Genomic DNA, 15,231 nt, shown 5'->3' with positions numbered 1-15,231 from the left:
TCCGGTCACCTTACTTCCTCACCGCGACAGCAAACGGTCCGATGAACTTCACGTCCCAATTCGCCTTGTCAAACGCCTCCGGGTTGAAGAACAACCCTTGGTAGCGCACGTTCGGCTGGCTTGGGTAAATGTCGTGGGCGATGTGGGTCTTAAAGTCAGAATCCTCACTGCCGCGGAAAATGAAGGCAGTCGGCGGCTCCCACTGACTGTTGTCGATAGCCTCCGTGAATTTCTTCGGGTCGTCGTAAGAAATCTGCGACCACGCCTCCAGCTCACCGTTGCGCTGCTCGAACTCGCCGAGCGGGTTAGCGTAGTGGCTGGTAAACGCGTTGAAGCCGAAGAATGGCTGGAAGGCCATGAAGTTGATCTCGTCGGTGTAGATCACCGCGTCGTTCTTCATGTGGCCGTGCTCTTCGATGTAGTCGGCGATCTCGTTGTAGTACTGGCCCGCATCCGGCGGGAAGCGGTCCGCGCGCTCGCCGTAGCCGTCGGTATCGGCGTAGGCCTGGTCGATGTACGCCTCGTTCTTCACCGCAATGTGCTGCACCATCTGCAGCGACGCCACAGCCACCAAAACGATCGCCACCACGTTCAGGGCGGTCTTATTCTTCACCTGCTGCTCCAGCCAGGTCAGGCGGAAGTTCGCCACCGCAATCACGCCGAGGGTGGCAAACAGCAACACAACCAGCACCTCGAGGCGGAAGCCCAGCAGGGAAGTGCCCAGGAGGGTGATCGCCATGGAGGCGAGCGCCCACACGTAGCTCACGCCAATCGCCGCGCCCAGGGAGGCGATCTCCGGGTCGCGGAACCGCACGATAAGTCCAATGAGGCCGAACAGGCACAGCAGGCCTACCAGAGACAACGACAGGAACGGGAGGGCGAAGTAGGTGCCCTCGATGGGCAGGAAGTGGTTCGCGGTGGATTTCAGCGCCTCGTCACCGGTGACTACACGCCAGATGTACGGACCCCACGAGATCGCAGCGATGGCCATGGAGGCGAACCCGACGATGAACAGGTGCTTCAGCGGGGTCAAGGTGCGCTCGCCGGTGAAGAACATCACCACCGCGATCACCACAACCGTCAGCGCACCAATAGCGGTGAACAGCGTGTAGAACGACGCGGAAATGCCCAGGTAGATCGTCAACGCGGCGGTGGCTGCCCACGAACCACTCAGCGCCCTGTGGGCCCACACTGCCGCGGCCGGAAGGAACATCGCCACGATTGCCGCGTAAGGCTCCTCCGGGACTTCCGTCAGCACAATCGCGGTGGTCACCACAGCGATCGCAGCGGCAACCGGCAGGGAACCGACGAGCCTGCGCCAGATCGGCGTCAGCATCGCCGCACCCGCCGCCAGGGTGGCAATCGCGTACGGCTGGTACACCTCCCAACCGTCCATGCCCAGCACGTTGGCCACACGCCCGCCGACCCAGAACCAACCCATGGGATAGAAGGTGGGCAGGTCCTTGTACGCCATGTCCGCGTGGCCCAGGTTTTCAGTCATGCGGGACAGGAACTGCGTCCTAAACCCCTGGTCAACCTGGATGCCGTCGAGATACAGCTTGGTGGCAGACAGCGGAATGCCAAGCGTTGCGACGACCAACCCCGCCGGCACCAACGCCATCACCGCAGAAATAATCCAGTGCTGCTTCCCGCGCGTCCACAGCACCGCCAGCACAGCAGCAATGCCCAACAGGACGAACGACACACCGGTGGCCAACGACCTGGTCACCATGGAGGTATTGAACGCCGGCAGCGAGATCTGGTGCAGCACAAACCACGCAGCAAGCGCGAGGATGCCGCCCGCGAGCCCCGCCGCGACGGTACGGACGGCTGCCTGCCCCGGTGACAGCTCGTCGGGATGATAAGCGGTAGTCATGCGTAATAGTGTCGCATACGCTGCCGACACTCACCCCACGCCACGTTCCGCCAGGTACATGAGGATGGCGCGGACGCGACGGTTGTCCTCGTCTGGGGTGAGCCCCAGTTTGGAGAAAATGCTGGACACGTGCTTCGCCACCGCCGCGCCGGAGAGGTAGAGCTTGCCCGCGATCTCACTGTTGGACAGGCCTTCTGCCATAAGTTCGAGCACCTCCACCTCGCGAGGGGTGAGCGTGGTTAACCAGCGTGAGCTCGCCGCCATGAGTGCGCCCGCCACGTCTGGGTCGATGACCACGCCGCCGCCTGCCACGGTTTCGCAGGCCTGGATGAAGTCCTTCACCTCAGCGACGCGGTCTTTGAGCAGGTAGCCGGTGCCGCCGTCGCCACCGGAGAACAGTTCCCGCGCGTATGCAGGCGCGACGTATTGCGACAGCACCAGCACATTCACCGGGCCGCGTTTGCGTAGTTCCAGGGCGGCTCGGAGGCCGTCGTCACGCATGTTCGGCGGCATCCGCACGTCCGTGATCACTAGGTCGGGCCCATGCGTATCGACGACCCCCAGCAACCCATCCGCACTCTCCACCTGCGCCACAACCTCGTGGCCGCGCCGGGTGAGCAACCCTGCAACACCCTCCCGCAGCAGCGCGGAGTCGTCCGCGATGACGATCCTCATGGCGCAATCCCACTTTCTCCTCGGAACAACAGCAACGGAATACGTGCGGTGACGGTGGTTGGCCCACCATCCGGCGAGTGCAGCTCCATCTCACCGCCGAACGCCGCGATGCGTTCGCGCATGCCATCCAACCCACCGCCGGGTGTGATGCGTGCGTTGCCGCCGCCCTGATCCGTGACGGAAACGTTCAGGGTGTGGTCGCAGGTCACGAGCACGCTCACCGGTGCATGTGGTGCGTGCTTCGCGGCGTTGGTTAAGGCTTCGGTGGTGAAGAAGTAGGCGGCGGCGGTGACGGAGGCGTCGATACGCGGCAGCTCGTGCGGGGCACGGACCGTGACATGCGGGCCGTGCTGTGCGGCGGCAGTCTCGATCGCGGCGACCAGCCCGTGGTCCGACAGCTCCCGCGGGTGGATGCCACGTACGGTTCTTCTGAGTGCGTCGAGGCCGTTGTGGAGGTCGCGGGCGGCGTCGTCGAGAAGCTGCGATGCAATGTCCAACCTTGCCTCGCCCAGTTTCATCGCGGCGGCCACAAAGTATTGCTGCGCGCCGTCGTGCAGGTCTCGCTCGATGCGCAGCCGCTCCACCTCGTACGCCTCCGCGATCCTGCGCCGCGAAACCGTCAGCTGGTGGATTTTGGCGGCCGCGCGCTCCTCGTGTTTATGTCGCCGCATGGCCCCGAGCGTAGCCAGGTAGAGCTAGCACTACCCATATTCGGGACCCAGGGCCATAGTGCTTATCGACGACCACCTGTGGAATAGAAACCATGCTTGAACTCAACGACATCACGAAGTCCTTCACCCAACAACGGGTCCTCGAAGGCATCAGCCTGACGGTTGGAGGCGGCGAATCCGTCGCGATCATGGGTCCCTCTGGCTCCGGCAAATCGACCCTGCTGCACTGCATGTCCGGCGTGCTCGTGCCCGACGACGGCCAGGTGCGCTTCAACGGCCAGGACGTGTCGGCTATGAACGACGCGGAACGCTCGCGCCTGCGCCTGGAAAACTTTGGCTTCATCTTCCAAGACGGCCAGCTGCTGCCGGAACTGACCGCCACCGAAAACGTCGCCCTGCCACAGATCATGCGCGGGGTGCCGCGTGCGGAGGCACACAAGGAGGCCGTGGACATGCTCACCCGGTTGGGTTTGGGTGCCTTTGTGGATCGGTACCCGGGGCAACTCTCCGGCGGCCAGGTGCAGCGCGTGGCCATCGCCCGCGCCTTGGCCGGGCCGCCATCGGTGGTGTTTGCCGACGAACCGACGGCGGCATTGGACCAGGCCACCGGGCACGAGGTCATGCAGCAGATCGTGGCAATCGCGCAGAAGTTTGGTGTGACCCTGGTGCTGGTTACGCACGACCCGAAGATCGCCGACTGGTGCAGCCGCCGCGTCGAAATCCGCGACGGCCTGATCCACTCGGAGGTGGCGCGATGAGTGCGGTGACGTTGATGCGCTCGGCGGTGTCGCAGACAAGCGAAGGGCGTTCGCAACGGCAGATCGGCGAGCGTTGGGTGCGTGCACTGTCGCTGGTCGCGGTGACCGTAGCCACGTGGATGCTGTGCACGCTCATGGGCGGCACCTGGATGTTCCTCGCGCGTGACCTGCACCCGCACGAGGCGCTGGTGGAAATCGAGGAGTCGATGGGCGGGCCGATTTCCATCGCGTATATCTTCCTCGCGCTATTCGCGTGTGTGCTCCTCGTGCCAAGCCTGTTGGGGCTGCTCACCCAAGCCGCGCGGGCGAACCTCGGCGGGCGCGAGGAGCACCTGGCGGTGCTTCGCCTCATCGGCGCGACCGCCGGCGAGGTGCGCGGAATGATGATCCTGGAGTCGCTGCGCCAGGCCCTGGTTGGGTTGGTGCTCGGGTCGGTGCTCTACGTGGTCACGTGTCCCGCGTGGTCGCTGCTGACGTTCCAGGAAAAGCGCGTCGGCGCCTGGGAGATGCTCACCTGGTGGGTCATCCCCATCGCTTGGATCGTCGTGCTCGTGCTGGCCGCCTGCTCCGTGTGGCTTGCTTTGCGACGAGTCGCCGTCACCCCACTCGGCGTCACCAAGAAAATCCCGCCGAAGGGACAAAACATGATCACGCTGGTGTTGTCAGTGGTTGGTGCGGTGGTGCTGTACCGCTACCTAAGCTCGCTCACCATCGCTCCGCAGGCAGACGCGTTGGAATTCGGCGCCTTGTTGGTCGTGGCAGGCGGCATTCTCACTGTCAATGCACTGATCGCCGTCGGCGTGATCCAACTCCTCGCACGCCTGAGCTACCGAGTCCCCGGGCCCGCGAACTACGTGGCCACGCGCCGGGTCGGCAGGGGAGCGAAAACCACCTGGAAGCGCGTCACCGCCCTGTACTTCGTGGCGTTCATCGGCGGCGTCGGCGCCTGGATCTCCGCAGTACCGGAGGTCGAAGATGAGCCCGCCCTGAAGATGATTACGGGTGATATTCCCTCCGGCGTGGCCATCACCGTCGTCTTCGCGGCAGTCTTGTTGGTGTCATCCACCCTGCTCACCCAGGCACTGTCCGTGGTGGAGCAGAAGCAACTGACCAAATCGCTCTACTTCATCGGAGCGCCCGCCGCCTTTCACACCAAGGTGGCCGTGCGCGAAGTTGGGATTCCCATGCTCGTGGTGGCCCTGCTGGGATTCGGCATGGGCAGCCTGATGGGCACCATCATGGTTATGGTTCACGTCAACGTGCTGGACAAGGTGGCCCTGTTCGGCGCGCTTGTTGCGGTCGCGCTGGTTGGCTGTGTCCTGGCGGTGGTGGGGACCGGTCGGCTTCGCGAGCAAGTGCTGCTCGGCATGGGCCGTGCGAAGGACTAGAAAATAGTTCCCGGGGTGTGAACTATCTTCCACCAAGACGAAAACGACCTGCAGGGAGTGAATCTTTTGCAGGTCGTTGTTGAAGAAAGTTCCCCGGCTGGGAACTATTTTGGCGCTAGAAGTTGAGCTTGCTCATGATCGGCGCCGGGATCGCCTTCAGCACCAGGGAGATCGGGCCAAAGAGCTTGTGCACGAACACCGATGGCTTGCCGGCCAGGGCAGCCTCCACGGCAGCCTCGGCGACGTCCTCCTTGTTTACGGTCAGCGGGGCCTCGTCGAGACCATCGGTCATCTTGGTGCGCACCTGGCCCGGGCGTACCACGGTGACCTTCACGCCGCTGTCCTTCAGAGCCTCGCCGAGCTGCAGGTAGAAGCCGTCGATGCCGGCCTTCGCAGCACCGTAGACAAAGTTGGAACGGCGCACGCGCTGGCCCGCCACGGACGACAGGGCGATGATGTTGCCGCGGCCCTGACGCTTCATCTCCTGGCCCAGCAGCACACCGACCGACATCGGGGCAGTGAAGTTGGTCTGCGCCGAGGCGACGGCAGCAGCCTGGTCCTGCCAGAGCTGCTCCTGGTCACCCAGGGTGCCGAAGGCGACGACGGCGACGTCGACCTCGCCGTCCTCAAAGGCTGCCTCGATCACCGCAGGGTGGGAGGCGAAATCCAGGGCGTCGAAATCGACCAGGCGTACATGGCCGGCGCCGGCGCGCTGGACTTCGGCGATGGCGTCGTCGATACGCGGGGAGTCCTTGCGCGCACACAGGGTGACGGTGGGGCTGCCGCCGCGGGAGACGAGCTCGCTGACAATCGCGAGCCCGATCTCACTCGTGCCGCCGAGGAGGAGGATGTGTTGGGCTTGGCCTACTGCGTTCAGCATGGGTACTCCTTAGTTGAGCTCAAGACGGCGGGACATGTCGGATGCGAACACGCCGGTCGGGTCGATGTCGCGGCGGGTCTTCAACCAGCCTGGCAGTTCCGGATACATCTTGTGGAACTTCTCTGCGCTCGTGCGCGATTCCTTGGCCAGGTAGAGACGTCCACCGAACTGCATGACCTGGTCATCCAGGCGGTCGAGGAACTCGTTGAGGCCATCCCTAATTGGGAAGTCCACGCACACATTCCAACCCTTCATCGGGTAGGACAGCGGCGCCTGGTTGCCCTCGCCAAACAGCTTGAACACGTTCAGGGCGGTGTAGTGGCCGGAGGACTGGATGTCGTAAATGATGTCCTTGAACGGCTCCACAGCGTCGGTGGGGACGACGAACTGGTACTGCAGGAAGCCAGCCTTGCCGTAGCCACGGTTCCACTTCCCGATGAGATCCAGCGGCTGGTAGAACTGCGTCAGGTTCAGCACCTGGTTCCGGGCGGGGGAGCCCATCATGTAGTACGCCTCGCCGATCGCCATCAGGGAGAGCTTGTTCATGGTCCAGGACGGGAAAATGTCCGGCACCGTCATCAACTGCGGGGCGTTGAACTTCAACGGGTCCTTCGCCAACTTCGGAGCGAACTCCTTCAACTGATCCAGGGTTGCCAACGAGCCGCGGGAGATGGTGGAGCGGCCCGTCTTCGGCGGAGCGGAAATCGCATCGAACCAGGCCGACGAGTAGGTGTAGTTCACCTCAGAGCCGTCGGAGTGCAGCGCGATCGTCTCGTCCAGCGTGTCGGTGCGCTCGGTGTCCGCGATGAAGTAGGCGGTCTCCGTCTTGGTCATCTGGATCCGCGCACGCAGGATGATGCCGGTCAGGCCCATACCGCCGACGGTGGCCCAGAACAGCTCGGCGGTCTCGCCGGTCGGCTCCAGGTGCAGCACGCGACCGTCCGCCACCAGCAGTTCCATGGACAGCACGTGGTTGCCGAAGGAACCCGCGGAGTGGTGGTTCTTACCGTGAATATCCGGGCCGATCGCACCACCGATGGTGACCTGGCGGGTACCCGGCAGCACCGGAACCCACAGGCCATACGGCAACGCGGCCTTCATGAGTTGGTCAAGGCTCACGCCTGCGTCGACGTCGACAATGCCGGAGTCCGGGTCGATGGAGTGGATCCGGTTCAGCGGAGTCATATCGACGACCAAACCGCCACCATTCTGGGCGGGGTCACCATAGGAGCGGCCCAGGCCGCGGGCGATGATGCCGCGGCGCTTGTGCTCGGGCAGGTCCGCGTTCTCATCCGCGACCCGCTTGACTGCCTCCGCAATCGTGTCCACGTCAGGGGTGGACAGGACCTGGGCGGTGGAAGGGGCAGTACGGCCCCATCCGTAGAGGGATTGGGTTGTCAGTTCCATGCCCACAACCCTACCGCCGGACTAGAGATCCATAATGCTACGAATCTCCGCGGGCAGTTCTTCTTGGCTCGAAATCACAGGCCCGTCGTGTTCGCGAAGAATCTCATAGATACGTGTGCGGCCTTTGGAGTCCACAAACGGCAGCTCCTCGGCCATCAGGCGCACCATGAAGTCGGACAGGGGGACCTCCACACGCTGTGCTGCCTCGTGGATCGCGTCCGGGTCATCACCTTTGTAATGCTTCCTCATGGCACACGAGCCTAGTAGGGTAAACGCCCGTGTCCTCGAACGCTTCCCTAAAACAGCAGCTCATCCCGTTTTTGGTCATCGGTATCGGCTGCGCTGTCATCGACTTCGGCATCACCAACACCCTCGACCAAGCCCTCGACGTCCAGCGCGACCTTGCCAAGGCCGTGGGCTGGGTCTTCGGCACCATCTCCGCCTACGTGCTGAACTCCAAGTTCGCCTTCAACGCCAAAATCGACGCCAAAAAAGCCAGCGCCGTATTCATCCTCTACGCCACCACCTTTGCGGTGCAGATGCTGCTGTGGAGGGTGACGGACGAGCCGTTGTCGTCGATAGGCCTGCAAGATTCGTGGAAGAACGCCGTGTCCTTCGTCATCGCACAAGGCGTAGCGACGACTACCAACTTCCTCCTCCAGCGCTACTGGATCTTTAAAGGCGCTAAGGGCGGCGAAAGTCCTCTCGCGCCCCCCGCCTAAGCAACTTCAGCCAATCGACGAAGCCCCTCGGGTCCTTCTTCTCTACCAGGAAGAACCACCCGAACCGGACAACCTCCTGCAACTGCATCTTCTTCATGCCGCGCTGATTGATGATGTAGCCACGGTTGCGGTACGTGAAATACCGCTTCGTCTCATTGTCCGGGAACTGCGCGTGCGCCCGCCCGCCCATGATCGGATGGAACTCATCCGACCCATCCGGGTGCAGATAAAACGCCGTCAACGCCGTGCCATACTTCAGGCCCGACTGCGCCAAACGACGGTGGTACTCCACCTCATCGCCCCTGATAAACAAACGGTAATCCGGCACACCGATGCGCTCCATCGCCTTCGCCGAAATCAACGCGCCATTAAACAAACTGGCGTACTGCGGCAAAAAATCGCCCTGCAGCTCATCAACACGCCGGTGCCACGTCGTGCCCTGCCTCAGCGGAAAGGCCAGCTTCTCCGGGTCGTTGATGTTCGCTACCACCGGCGACACCTCCGACAACTGGTGCTGTTCTGCGGTTCGGTACAACACCTCCAGCACCGTGTGATCCCGCGGGCGACCGTCATCATCCGCGCACCAAATCGCATCCGCCCCCAGCGCCAGCGCGTGCAAGAACCCATACGCGAAGCCACCCGCCCCGCCCAGATTGGTCTTGCTTGGTAGGTAGACGCCCTTGTCGTTGGCGAGCTCGTCGACAAGCACACGCACCGCATCCTCATCACCGTTATCCACCACAATGACCCAATCCACCGGATGCGTCTGCGACACCACCTGCTCCAACGAATGTCGCAGCAGGTCAACGCGCTTATGGGTCACAATCACGGCAGCAGTCGTACCGTTGCGATTCAAGGCAGTCATACATTTATTGTGCCCGAGGGATCCCAAACCGTCGCTCTTGCGTCTAATAACCATGACGAACCTACGAAACGGCATGAGTGTCGGACCAACCCACGGCCTCTTCTACGTGGCACACCTCCCACAAGGGCTGAAAACCGTCCGCATCAGCCAACACTTCCACATCCAAGCCGGCCTCCAACGCCCATTCGACACCGCTCAATCCGACGCCCGCCGCCACCCTAAAGGCATCATTTATCAAACACCCATTGCTTACCGCGCGGCTGCCCATGGAATCGAGAACCCAAGCTCGGTGGTGGTTGGATACAGCGCGTTGGCCCTATATGGGCTGCCCTACCTGGTCGAAGGGAAAGACACCGTGCTAATGAACCCTTCCGCCGAACGCAACCGACAAGGCAACATCCACCGCCCCTCAATCGTCCGACGCGGATGTAGAAAAACTGAAGTGTGGGACGTCAAAAACGGCAGCTATCCGCTACGCGTTGCCAGCCCCGCGGCTGCCACAGTCCAGGCGCTGAAAGAGATTCGCAAAATGGCTAAGGCGCAGCAGCCGAGGACGTTAGCCGGGCACAGCCTCGACATAGTTGAAGCAATCACGCTCCTCGACTGCGTGCAGCGTTACCTCGGTGTTGAACCACTATCGATCCTCCAAGCCAGCCCTGGAATCATCGACCAAAGGTGGGTTGCGCGGGCCCTAGCGGAATCAAGCAGTCTGGCGGATTCTCCGAAGGAAACCGAAATCCGCCTACTTGCCCAAATGGTGTGTTCCAAGCTGGGGCTCGAGCTAGAAGAACAGGTGGCTGTCTACAGGGGTAAGAAGATCCTCACGAGGTTTGACCTGGCCATTCCAGAGCTGAAGATCGGCATTATGTACGACGGGGCCCACCACAATTCCGCCACTCAATGGCACAAAGATGCTGACATCAACTCGGGGCTCACCATCGCCGGTTGGAGGGTGCTCCGGTTCACCTCCGCCAACGTGCACAAATTCGTTGACCTACTGACGGCGTTGATCACTGAGGTGCTCGCCGGGCGTTGAGGGATCTGGAGACGGACGTCCCTGACAAATTTTACAAAATCTGTCAGGGGCGATTTCTGACCTGCAAGTATGCGGCTGACTGACAGATTCCGCCGGACTTTGTCAGCCGACCGGCCGAGCGGGAGGCTGGAGGGCCCAACCAACACCTACCCGTGGAAGCGCTGCACCAGTTCTGCGACGTGGTCGCCGGCTTCGGGGCCTTCGTAGGCGCGGACGACGTCGGCAACCAGGCCGGCTTCCCTAATTTCGCCCTTGTCCACCCACAACGCGGTGTTGCAGAGCTGCGCCAGGAAGTCGTTGGAGTGGGAGGCGAACACGAGGATGCCGGAGCGCTCGACCATTTCGGCCAAACGGACGCGGGCTTTGGACATGAAGGCGGCGTCGACGGCGCCGATGCCTTCGTCGAGTAGCAGGATCTCGGGTTCGATGGAGGTGACCACGCCCAGGGCCAACCTGACGCGCATGCCGGTGGAGTAGGTGCGCAGGGGCATGGAGAGGTAGTCGCCGAGTTCGGAGAATTCGGCGATGTCGTCCATTTTGGCTTTCATCTGTTTGCGGGTCTGGCCAAGGAACAGGCCGCGGATGATGATGTTTTCGTAGCCGGAGATTTCGGGGTCCATGCCGACGCCGAGGTCGAAGACGGGGGCGACGCGGCCGCGGACGTCGGCGACGCCGCGGGTGGGTTCGTAGATGCCGGACAGCAGTCGCAGCAGGGTGGTTTTACCTGCGCCGTTGTGGCCGACGAGGCCGACGCGGTCGCCCTCCCTTAAATGCAGGTTGATGTCGCGGAGTGCTTCGACGACGACGGTGTTGGAGGCGTTCTGGCCGATTTTGCCGCCGGCCGAGGACATCATGGCCTTTTTCAGGGAGCGGGATTTGGCGTCGAAGATGGGGAAGTCGACGCAGGCGTTGTAGGTGTCGATGGAAACCATGTGTAACTCCTAGACCCAGTACGGCACGCGGAAGCGCCACTGTTTCATGGCCAGCAGGGTGATGAGTACGCCGACGATGGTGCAGGCGATGACGATGAGCCAGTGGTAGGCGGCGACGGGGTCGTCGATAAGCGGTGCTCTGACGATTTCGAGGTAGTGGAACAGGGGGTTGATTTCGGCGAGCATTGCACGCTTCTCGACGACACCACCCTGGTCCTTCAGCGTCCTCGTCGTCCATACGATCGGGGTGACGTAGAAGAGGAGTTGGACGAGGGCTTCGAGCAGCGGGGCGACGTCGCGGAAGCGGGTGGCCACCATGCCAAAGAACATGGCGACCCACACACCGTTGACCAGCAGCAGGGCCATACCCGGGATGAACAGGAGTGTGTTCAGGGTGATGGGGATGCGGAAGATCAGCGCCAGGATCACCCAAATGACCATGTTGTGGGCGAGGAACAGCGTTTGGCGCCACACGAGCCGGTAGATGTGGACCGACAGGGCGGAGGGGAGCTGTTTGATCAGGCCTTCGTTTTCGATGAAGACGTTCGCGCCGTCTTTGATGCAGCCGGAGATGAAGCCCCAGACGATGAAGCCGACGGTGACGTGCGGGAGGAATTCGGCGACGTCGATTTGGAACAGCATCGAGTACAGCAGGCCAAGGGCGAGCGACATCACACCGGTGGCGATGGTGATCCAGAGGGGGCCGAGCGTGGAGCGCCGGTAGCGTTGTTTGATGTCTTGCCAGCCGAGTTGGAGCCAGAGTTCGTGTTGGCCCCAGCCGCGGATGAGGTCGTCGAATGCCCGCCGGAACGTTTTGGATGTTGATGGCGGGGTGTTTTCGCCAGGCGCGCTGGTCATCCGGGCGACGTCATCGCGCAGTTGTTCTACGTTATGCACGCAGTTCACCCTAGTGCACAAGTTTCATGCCCCCGAGCTGGTGGTGTGCGCTGTGTCGGACGCACGTGCATAATTAAGGGCGTTCTTGCGTGAAGGAGGTCGGCCGTGGCTTATGACGTGTGGGGGGTCCGTGGGCTTTACGGGTCGTTGGGTGGCGGTTGGACGTATCTGAATGCGCATGTGTCGCCGCAGGTGCCGGAGAAGGTTGCGGGGGCGGTTGCGCGCAGTTTCCGTAATGCTGCGTCGGTGCCGCCGCCGGAGCCGGTGTTGGGGTCGCATTCCCGGTCGGATGTTGGTTTGCCGGAGGGGGCGGAGTATCCGAAGGCGGCGCGGGTCGCTATTGCGGATCTGGCTGGGGTGATGCCGGAGCAGGTGGTGTTGGGGCCGAGTGTTCCGGCGTTGTATTCGGCGTTGGTGTCGGCGATGCGTCCGATGTTGCGGCATAACTCGTCGATGGTGCTGAATCCGGTGGATCGTCCGGTGTTGTCGGGGCGTTTGCAGCGCGCTGGCGTATCGACGACCTGGGCGCAGGCCGATCTGGCCACCGGCGATTTGCCGGCGTGGCAGTACCGCGACATTGCGGACGGGTCGACGCGTTTGGTGTCGGTGCCGGCGGCGCATCCGGAGTTGGGCAACGTTGTGGGTGTTGCGGACATTGTGGAGGCGGTGCGTGAGAAGTCCCGGGCGTGGGTGCTTGTGGATGCGTCGGCGTACGCCCCGTACCGTCCGTTGGATTTGGATGCGTGGGGTGCCGATATTGCTGCGGTGGACATGGCCCAGTTCGGCGGCCCGGAGATCGCGGCCCTGATTTTCCGTGACGCGGCGATGTTTAAGCGTTTGGACCGTGAGGCTCTCGAGTTGGAGGTGTCGCCTGGTCTTGCTGGTGGTGTGCCGGCCACGGTGGAGCATTATGCGTCGTTGGTTGAGGGGGCGGCGGGGCGGTCGTCGAGACGCAATCGCTTGAAGTATTCGATGGGGGAGACCACCGCGTACCTGAACGGGCTGCGCGATGATCTGCATACGTTTTTGGGCACGCTGCCTGCGGTGCACATTGTTGGTGTGACGGGCGAGGCGGCGGAGGACGCGCGTGTGGAGCGCATCCCGCGCCTGGCGTTCGGTGTGCGGGGCGTGCCGTCGGAGACCGTGCTGGATCGCCTGGTCACGCACGGTATTGTCGCTGCTCAGACGACGCAGACGCAGCTTCTCGACGACATGGGCGTCGCCGACATGGGCGGCGCCGTCACCATCGCCATGTCGCCCTTTAATACCCAGAACGACATCGAGCAGTTGGTGCGCACAGTCGCCTCACTGGCGTAGCCTCGCTGACGCTCCGCTACACGATCAAAAGGATTTTTCCGGTGTTGTCGCCGGAATCCATGTGGTCGTGGGCCTTGGCGGCGTCGGCAAGCGGGAACGTGGAGGTGATGTTGGGTTTGATCTGGCCCGATTCGATGAGCGGCCAGACGTTCTTCACCGTCGAGGCGACAATCTCCGCCTTCATCGGACGCGGCCGGGCGCGCAGGGTGGTGGCGTGGACCGACAGGCGCCGCGGCATCATCCGGCCAAGCGACAGCGTGCCCTTCGGCCCGCCCTGCACCGCGATGACCACCAGGCGGCCGTCGGTGTTCAGCGTTTTGATGTTCTGCTCCAGGTACGGTCCACCAACCACGTCGAGGATCACGTCCGCCCAGGCCTTGAGTTCCTCGGCGAAGTCCTGCTCCTTGTAGTTAATAAGGACGTCCGCGCCGAGGCCCTTGCAGTAGTCGAGCTTCTCCTGGCTGCCCGCGGTGACGGCGACGGTGCAGCCCAGCGCCTTGCACAGTTGGATGGCAAACGAGCCGATGCCGCCCGCGCCGCCGTGGATGAGCACGTTGTCGCCCTTTTGGATGCCGGCGAGCATGCCCAGGTTCGACCACACCGTGCAGGCCGCCTCCACCACACCGGCGGTTTCCTCCAACGTGAGGTTCGCGGGCTTCGGCGTGAGCTGGCCCTCCGGCACCGCGACGTATTCGGCGTACCCGCCGCCCGCCAGCAGGCAGCCGACCTCTTCGCCCTTTTCGCGGCCGGTGGTGCCCGGGTCCTCGATCACGCCGGCGCACTCCAGGCCAATAATCTCCGACTCGCCCTTCGGTGGTGGATACTTGCCTTCGGCCTGCACGATGTCGCCACGGTTCACGCCCGCCGCCGTGACCCTGACCAGCACCTCCCCGTCCTGCAGTTGCGGGGTGTCCACTTCGGTGAGTTCGAGGGAGCGGGGGTTGGTGTCGTCGATAAGTGTGATCGCTTTCATGCGGCTAGGCTACCGAGATTGAGCGACGCGCGACGTGTTGTAGAGTATGTGCGTCGCACTTGCTTTGCGACGAGGAGACGTGGCAGAGCGGCCGAATGCACCGGTCTTGAAAACCGGCGAGGTTTATCCCTCCAGGGGTTCAAATCCCCTCGTCTCCGCCAATTACTTCTTATGGGAAGAGTTCCGGCATGGTGTGGAACTGGCGTTCGCCGGGAACGTCACGCAGGATTTCGATGGCGCGCTTGGTGTCCGGGCGGTTCTGGCCGGCGACGACCTGGATCTGCTCGAGGGGGAGGGGGTTGGTGAGGTGTACGGGGGTGGTGGTGTCGTCGATAGGCAGAATGCCCTGAAGATCGCCCGCTGGGATGCCGAGCAGCACAGTGCCTTCGGGCGCGTCGCGCAGCACCGATGTTTTCGGCGTGAAGTGCAGCGAGCCGGTGAGCGGACCGGTGCCGAGGGTGTCCAGCGCTGCGGGGAACCAGAGGAGGTAGTCCGCGGTGTCGCCGGAATTGTCGCGTGCTGCCAGTCCGGAATTGAGCCACGTGTGGATTTTCATGCGGCCGAGTATACGGACGGATTTCGGTGATATTTGGCTGCTCGCCCGGATACAGGTAATGTGTACGCAGCGCTGGAGATGTGCCAGAGTGGCCGAATGGGGCTCCCTGCTAAGGAGTTGCCCCCTTGACGGGGGCCGCAGGTTCAAATCCTGTCATCTCCGCCACTGCGCCCGTAGCTCAACGGATAGAGCATCTGACTACGGATCAGAAGGTTGGGGGTTCGAATCCCTCCGGGCGCACAAGTGTCATGAGTCGCGTCATGCTTGACGGATGAGTC

The 15,231-nt window shown here is 62.8% G+C and carries 16 protein-coding genes and 3 tRNA genes; 8 read left to right on the top strand and 11 right to left on the bottom strand.

Annotated elements, in window-relative coordinates:
* Positions 1-10 precede the first annotated feature (10 nt).
* The 3 genes from HMPREF2690_RS01665 to HMPREF2690_RS01655 are packed head-to-tail and all read right to left on the bottom strand — an operon-like array spanning position 11 to position 3,222.
* On the bottom strand, positions 11-1,876 hold the full coding sequence (locus HMPREF2690_RS01665) for a galactan 5-O-arabinofuranosyltransferase (RefSeq protein ID WP_070820002.1): 1,866 nt from the start codon (positions 1,874-1,876) through the stop codon (positions 11-13).
* A gap of 30 nt (positions 1,877-1,906) precedes the next feature.
* Positions 1,907-2,551 (bottom strand): response regulator transcription factor, encoded by a 645-nt coding sequence (locus HMPREF2690_RS01660; protein ID WP_070820001.1) that lies wholly within the window; start codon positions 2,549-2,551, stop codon positions 1,907-1,909.
* The gene (locus tag HMPREF2690_RS01655; protein ID WP_070451922.1) at positions 2,548-3,222 is read right to left on the bottom strand and encodes a sensor histidine kinase; all 675 of its coding nucleotides are present in this window, start codon (positions 3,220-3,222) and stop codon (positions 2,548-2,550) included. Before HMPREF2690_RS01655 ends, HMPREF2690_RS01660 begins: the two co-directional genes overlap by 4 nt.
* Before the next feature lie 92 nt (positions 3,223-3,314).
* Between HMPREF2690_RS01655 and HMPREF2690_RS01650 the strand changes: the two genes are divergently transcribed.
* Together HMPREF2690_RS01650 and HMPREF2690_RS01645 are read left to right on the top strand one after the other, a co-directional pair.
* Entirely contained in the window at positions 3,315-3,980 is a 666-nt protein-coding gene (locus tag HMPREF2690_RS01650; protein ID WP_070422000.1) for an ABC transporter ATP-binding protein, read from the top strand.
* Positions 3,977-5,368, top strand: a complete 1,392-nt coding sequence (locus HMPREF2690_RS01645; RefSeq protein WP_070820000.1) for an FtsX-like permease family protein — start codon at positions 3,977-3,979, stop codon at positions 5,366-5,368. The genes HMPREF2690_RS01650 and HMPREF2690_RS01645 overlap by 4 nt, the downstream gene beginning before the upstream one ends.
* 115 nt (positions 5,369-5,483) lie before the next feature.
* On the opposite strand, the gene HMPREF2690_RS01640 is transcribed toward HMPREF2690_RS01645, so the two are convergent.
* The 3 genes from HMPREF2690_RS01640 to HMPREF2690_RS01630 are packed head-to-tail and all read right to left on the bottom strand — an operon-like array spanning position 5,484 to position 7,904.
* A complete protein-coding gene (locus HMPREF2690_RS01640; RefSeq protein ID WP_070819999.1) occupies positions 5,484-6,248 on the bottom strand; it encodes a decaprenylphospho-beta-D-erythro-pentofuranosid-2-ulose 2-reductase in 765 nt (254 codons plus the stop codon).
* A gap of 9 nt (positions 6,249-6,257) precedes the next feature.
* Positions 6,258-7,655 carry a decaprenylphosphoryl-beta-D-ribose oxidase gene (locus HMPREF2690_RS01635; protein WP_070819998.1) on the bottom strand — a complete coding sequence of 466 codons (1,398 nt, stop codon included), beginning with the start codon at positions 7,653-7,655 and terminating at the stop codon, positions 6,258-6,260.
* Between the two features lie 21 nt (positions 7,656-7,676).
* Positions 7,677-7,904 (bottom strand): hypothetical protein, encoded by a 228-nt coding sequence (locus tag HMPREF2690_RS01630; RefSeq protein WP_070613890.1) that lies wholly within the window; start codon positions 7,902-7,904, stop codon positions 7,677-7,679.
* 29 nt (positions 7,905-7,933) lie between these two features.
* Between HMPREF2690_RS01630 and HMPREF2690_RS01625 the strand changes: the two genes are divergently transcribed.
* Entirely contained in the window at positions 7,934-8,377 is a 444-nt protein-coding gene (locus tag HMPREF2690_RS01625; protein ID WP_070819997.1) for a GtrA family protein, read from the top strand.
* Here the strand turns inward: HMPREF2690_RS01625 and HMPREF2690_RS01620 are convergent.
* Positions 8,340-9,242, bottom strand: a complete 903-nt coding sequence (locus HMPREF2690_RS01620) for a galactofuranosyltransferase GlfT1 (protein WP_070819996.1) — start codon at positions 9,240-9,242, stop codon at positions 8,340-8,342. The two genes, HMPREF2690_RS01625 and HMPREF2690_RS01620, sit on opposite strands and share 38 nt — an antisense overlap.
* A gap of 73 nt (positions 9,243-9,315) precedes the next feature.
* Between HMPREF2690_RS01620 and HMPREF2690_RS01615 the strand changes: the two genes are divergently transcribed.
* The gene (locus HMPREF2690_RS01615; protein WP_070819995.1) at positions 9,316-10,278 is read left to right on the top strand and encodes a DUF559 domain-containing protein; all 963 of its coding nucleotides are present in this window, start codon (positions 9,316-9,318) and stop codon (positions 10,276-10,278) included.
* Positions 10,279-10,424: 146 nt separating this feature from the next.
* Here HMPREF2690_RS01615 and HMPREF2690_RS01610 read toward each other — a convergent pair whose 3' ends face one another.
* Together HMPREF2690_RS01610 and HMPREF2690_RS01605 are read right to left on the bottom strand one after the other, a co-directional pair.
* Positions 10,425-11,210, bottom strand: coding sequence for a galactan export ABC transporter ATP-binding subunit Wzt/RfbE (locus HMPREF2690_RS01610; protein WP_070422008.1), 786 nt, complete (start codon positions 11,208-11,210; stop codon positions 10,425-10,427).
* Positions 11,211-11,219: 9 nt separating this feature from the next.
* Entirely contained in the window at positions 11,220-12,068 is an 849-nt protein-coding gene (locus HMPREF2690_RS01605; protein WP_070819994.1) for a galactan export ABC transporter permease subunit Wzm/RfbD, read from the bottom strand.
* A 144-nt stretch (positions 12,069-12,212) separates the two neighbouring features.
* On the opposite strand from HMPREF2690_RS01605, the gene HMPREF2690_RS01600 reads away from it, so the two are divergent.
* Positions 12,213-13,424: an aminotransferase class V-fold PLP-dependent enzyme gene (locus HMPREF2690_RS01600; protein WP_070819993.1), complete on the top strand. Its 1,212-nt coding sequence runs from the start codon at positions 12,213-12,215 to the stop codon at positions 13,422-13,424.
* A 16-nt stretch (positions 13,425-13,440) separates the two neighbouring features.
* Here HMPREF2690_RS01600 and HMPREF2690_RS01595 read toward each other — a convergent pair whose 3' ends face one another.
* Positions 13,441-14,397, bottom strand: coding sequence for an NAD(P)H-quinone oxidoreductase (locus tag HMPREF2690_RS01595; protein WP_070819992.1), 957 nt, complete (start codon positions 14,395-14,397; stop codon positions 13,441-13,443).
* A 73-nt stretch (positions 14,398-14,470) separates the two neighbouring features.
* On the opposite strand from HMPREF2690_RS01595, the gene HMPREF2690_RS01590 reads away from it, so the two are divergent.
* Positions 14,471-14,558 (top strand) — tRNA-Ser (locus HMPREF2690_RS01590).
* Positions 14,559-14,566: 8 nt separating this feature from the next.
* Here HMPREF2690_RS01590 and HMPREF2690_RS01585 read toward each other — a convergent pair.
* Complete coding sequence (locus tag HMPREF2690_RS01585) at positions 14,567-14,953, bottom strand: hypothetical protein (RefSeq protein ID WP_070819991.1); 387 nt, start codon at positions 14,951-14,953, stop codon at positions 14,567-14,569.
* A gap of 74 nt (positions 14,954-15,027) precedes the next feature.
* On the opposite strand from HMPREF2690_RS01585, the gene HMPREF2690_RS01580 reads away from it, so the two are divergent.
* Both HMPREF2690_RS01580 and HMPREF2690_RS01575 read left to right on the top strand, forming a co-directional pair.
* Positions 15,028-15,118: transfer RNA gene (locus HMPREF2690_RS01580), tRNA-Ser, on the top strand.
* Between the two features lie 2 nt (positions 15,119-15,120).
* Positions 15,121-15,193: transfer RNA gene (locus tag HMPREF2690_RS01575), tRNA-Arg, on the top strand.
* Positions 15,194-15,231: the final 38 nt, after the last annotated feature.

The sequence above is a fragment of the Corynebacterium sp. HMSC034E11 genome, from assembly GCF_001835905.1.
Classification (GTDB): Bacteria; Actinomycetota; Actinomycetes; order Mycobacteriales; family Mycobacteriaceae; genus Corynebacterium; species Corynebacterium coyleae.
Note: the sequence above shows the minus strand (reverse complement) of the source record. Positions and strands in the feature narration are given on the sequence as shown.

What these genes read in the sequence shown, in the direction of transcription:
- HMPREF2690_RS01645 (WP_070820000.1), top strand. Translation starts at nt 3,977, where the DNA reads ATGAGTGCGGTGACGTTGATGCGCTCGGCGGTGTCGCAGACAAGCGAA.
- HMPREF2690_RS01610 (WP_070422008.1), bottom strand. Translation starts at nt 11,210, where the DNA reads ATGGTTTCCATCGACACCTACAACGCCTGCGTCGACTTCCCCATCTTC.
- HMPREF2690_RS01660 (WP_070820001.1), bottom strand. Translation starts at nt 2,551, where the DNA reads ATGAGGATCGTCATCGCGGACGACTCCGCGCTGCTGCGGGAGGGTGTT.
- HMPREF2690_RS01620 (WP_070819996.1), bottom strand. Translation starts at nt 9,242, where the DNA reads ATGACTGCCTTGAATCGCAACGGTACGACTGCTGCCGTGATTGTGACC.
- HMPREF2690_RS01635 (WP_070819998.1), bottom strand. Translation starts at nt 7,655, where the DNA reads ATGGAACTGACAACCCAATCCCTCTACGGATGGGGCCGTACTGCCCCT.
- HMPREF2690_RS01655 (WP_070451922.1), bottom strand. Translation starts at nt 3,222, where the DNA reads ATGCGGCGACATAAACACGAGGAGCGCGCGGCCGCCAAAATCCACCAG.
- HMPREF2690_RS01615 (WP_070819995.1), top strand. Translation starts at nt 9,316, where the DNA reads ATGAGTGTCGGACCAACCCACGGCCTCTTCTACGTGGCACACCTCCCA.
- HMPREF2690_RS01605 (WP_070819994.1), bottom strand. Translation starts at nt 12,068, where the DNA reads ATGACCAGCGCGCCTGGCGAAAACACCCCGCCATCAACATCCAAAACG.
- HMPREF2690_RS01630 (WP_070613890.1), bottom strand. Translation starts at nt 7,904, where the DNA reads ATGAGGAAGCATTACAAAGGTGATGACCCGGACGCGATCCACGAGGCA.
- HMPREF2690_RS01640 (WP_070819999.1), bottom strand. Translation starts at nt 6,248, where the DNA reads ATGCTGAACGCAGTAGGCCAAGCCCAACACATCCTCCTCCTCGGCGGC.
- HMPREF2690_RS01665 (WP_070820002.1), bottom strand. Translation starts at nt 1,876, where the DNA reads ATGACTACCGCTTATCATCCCGACGAGCTGTCACCGGGGCAGGCAGCC.
- HMPREF2690_RS01585 (WP_070819991.1), bottom strand. Translation starts at nt 14,953, where the DNA reads ATGAAAATCCACACGTGGCTCAATTCCGGACTGGCAGCACGCGACAAT.
- HMPREF2690_RS01650 (WP_070422000.1), top strand. Translation starts at nt 3,315, where the DNA reads ATGCTTGAACTCAACGACATCACGAAGTCCTTCACCCAACAACGGGTC.
- HMPREF2690_RS01595 (WP_070819992.1), bottom strand. Translation starts at nt 14,397, where the DNA reads ATGAAAGCGATCACACTTATCGACGACACCAACCCCCGCTCCCTCGAA.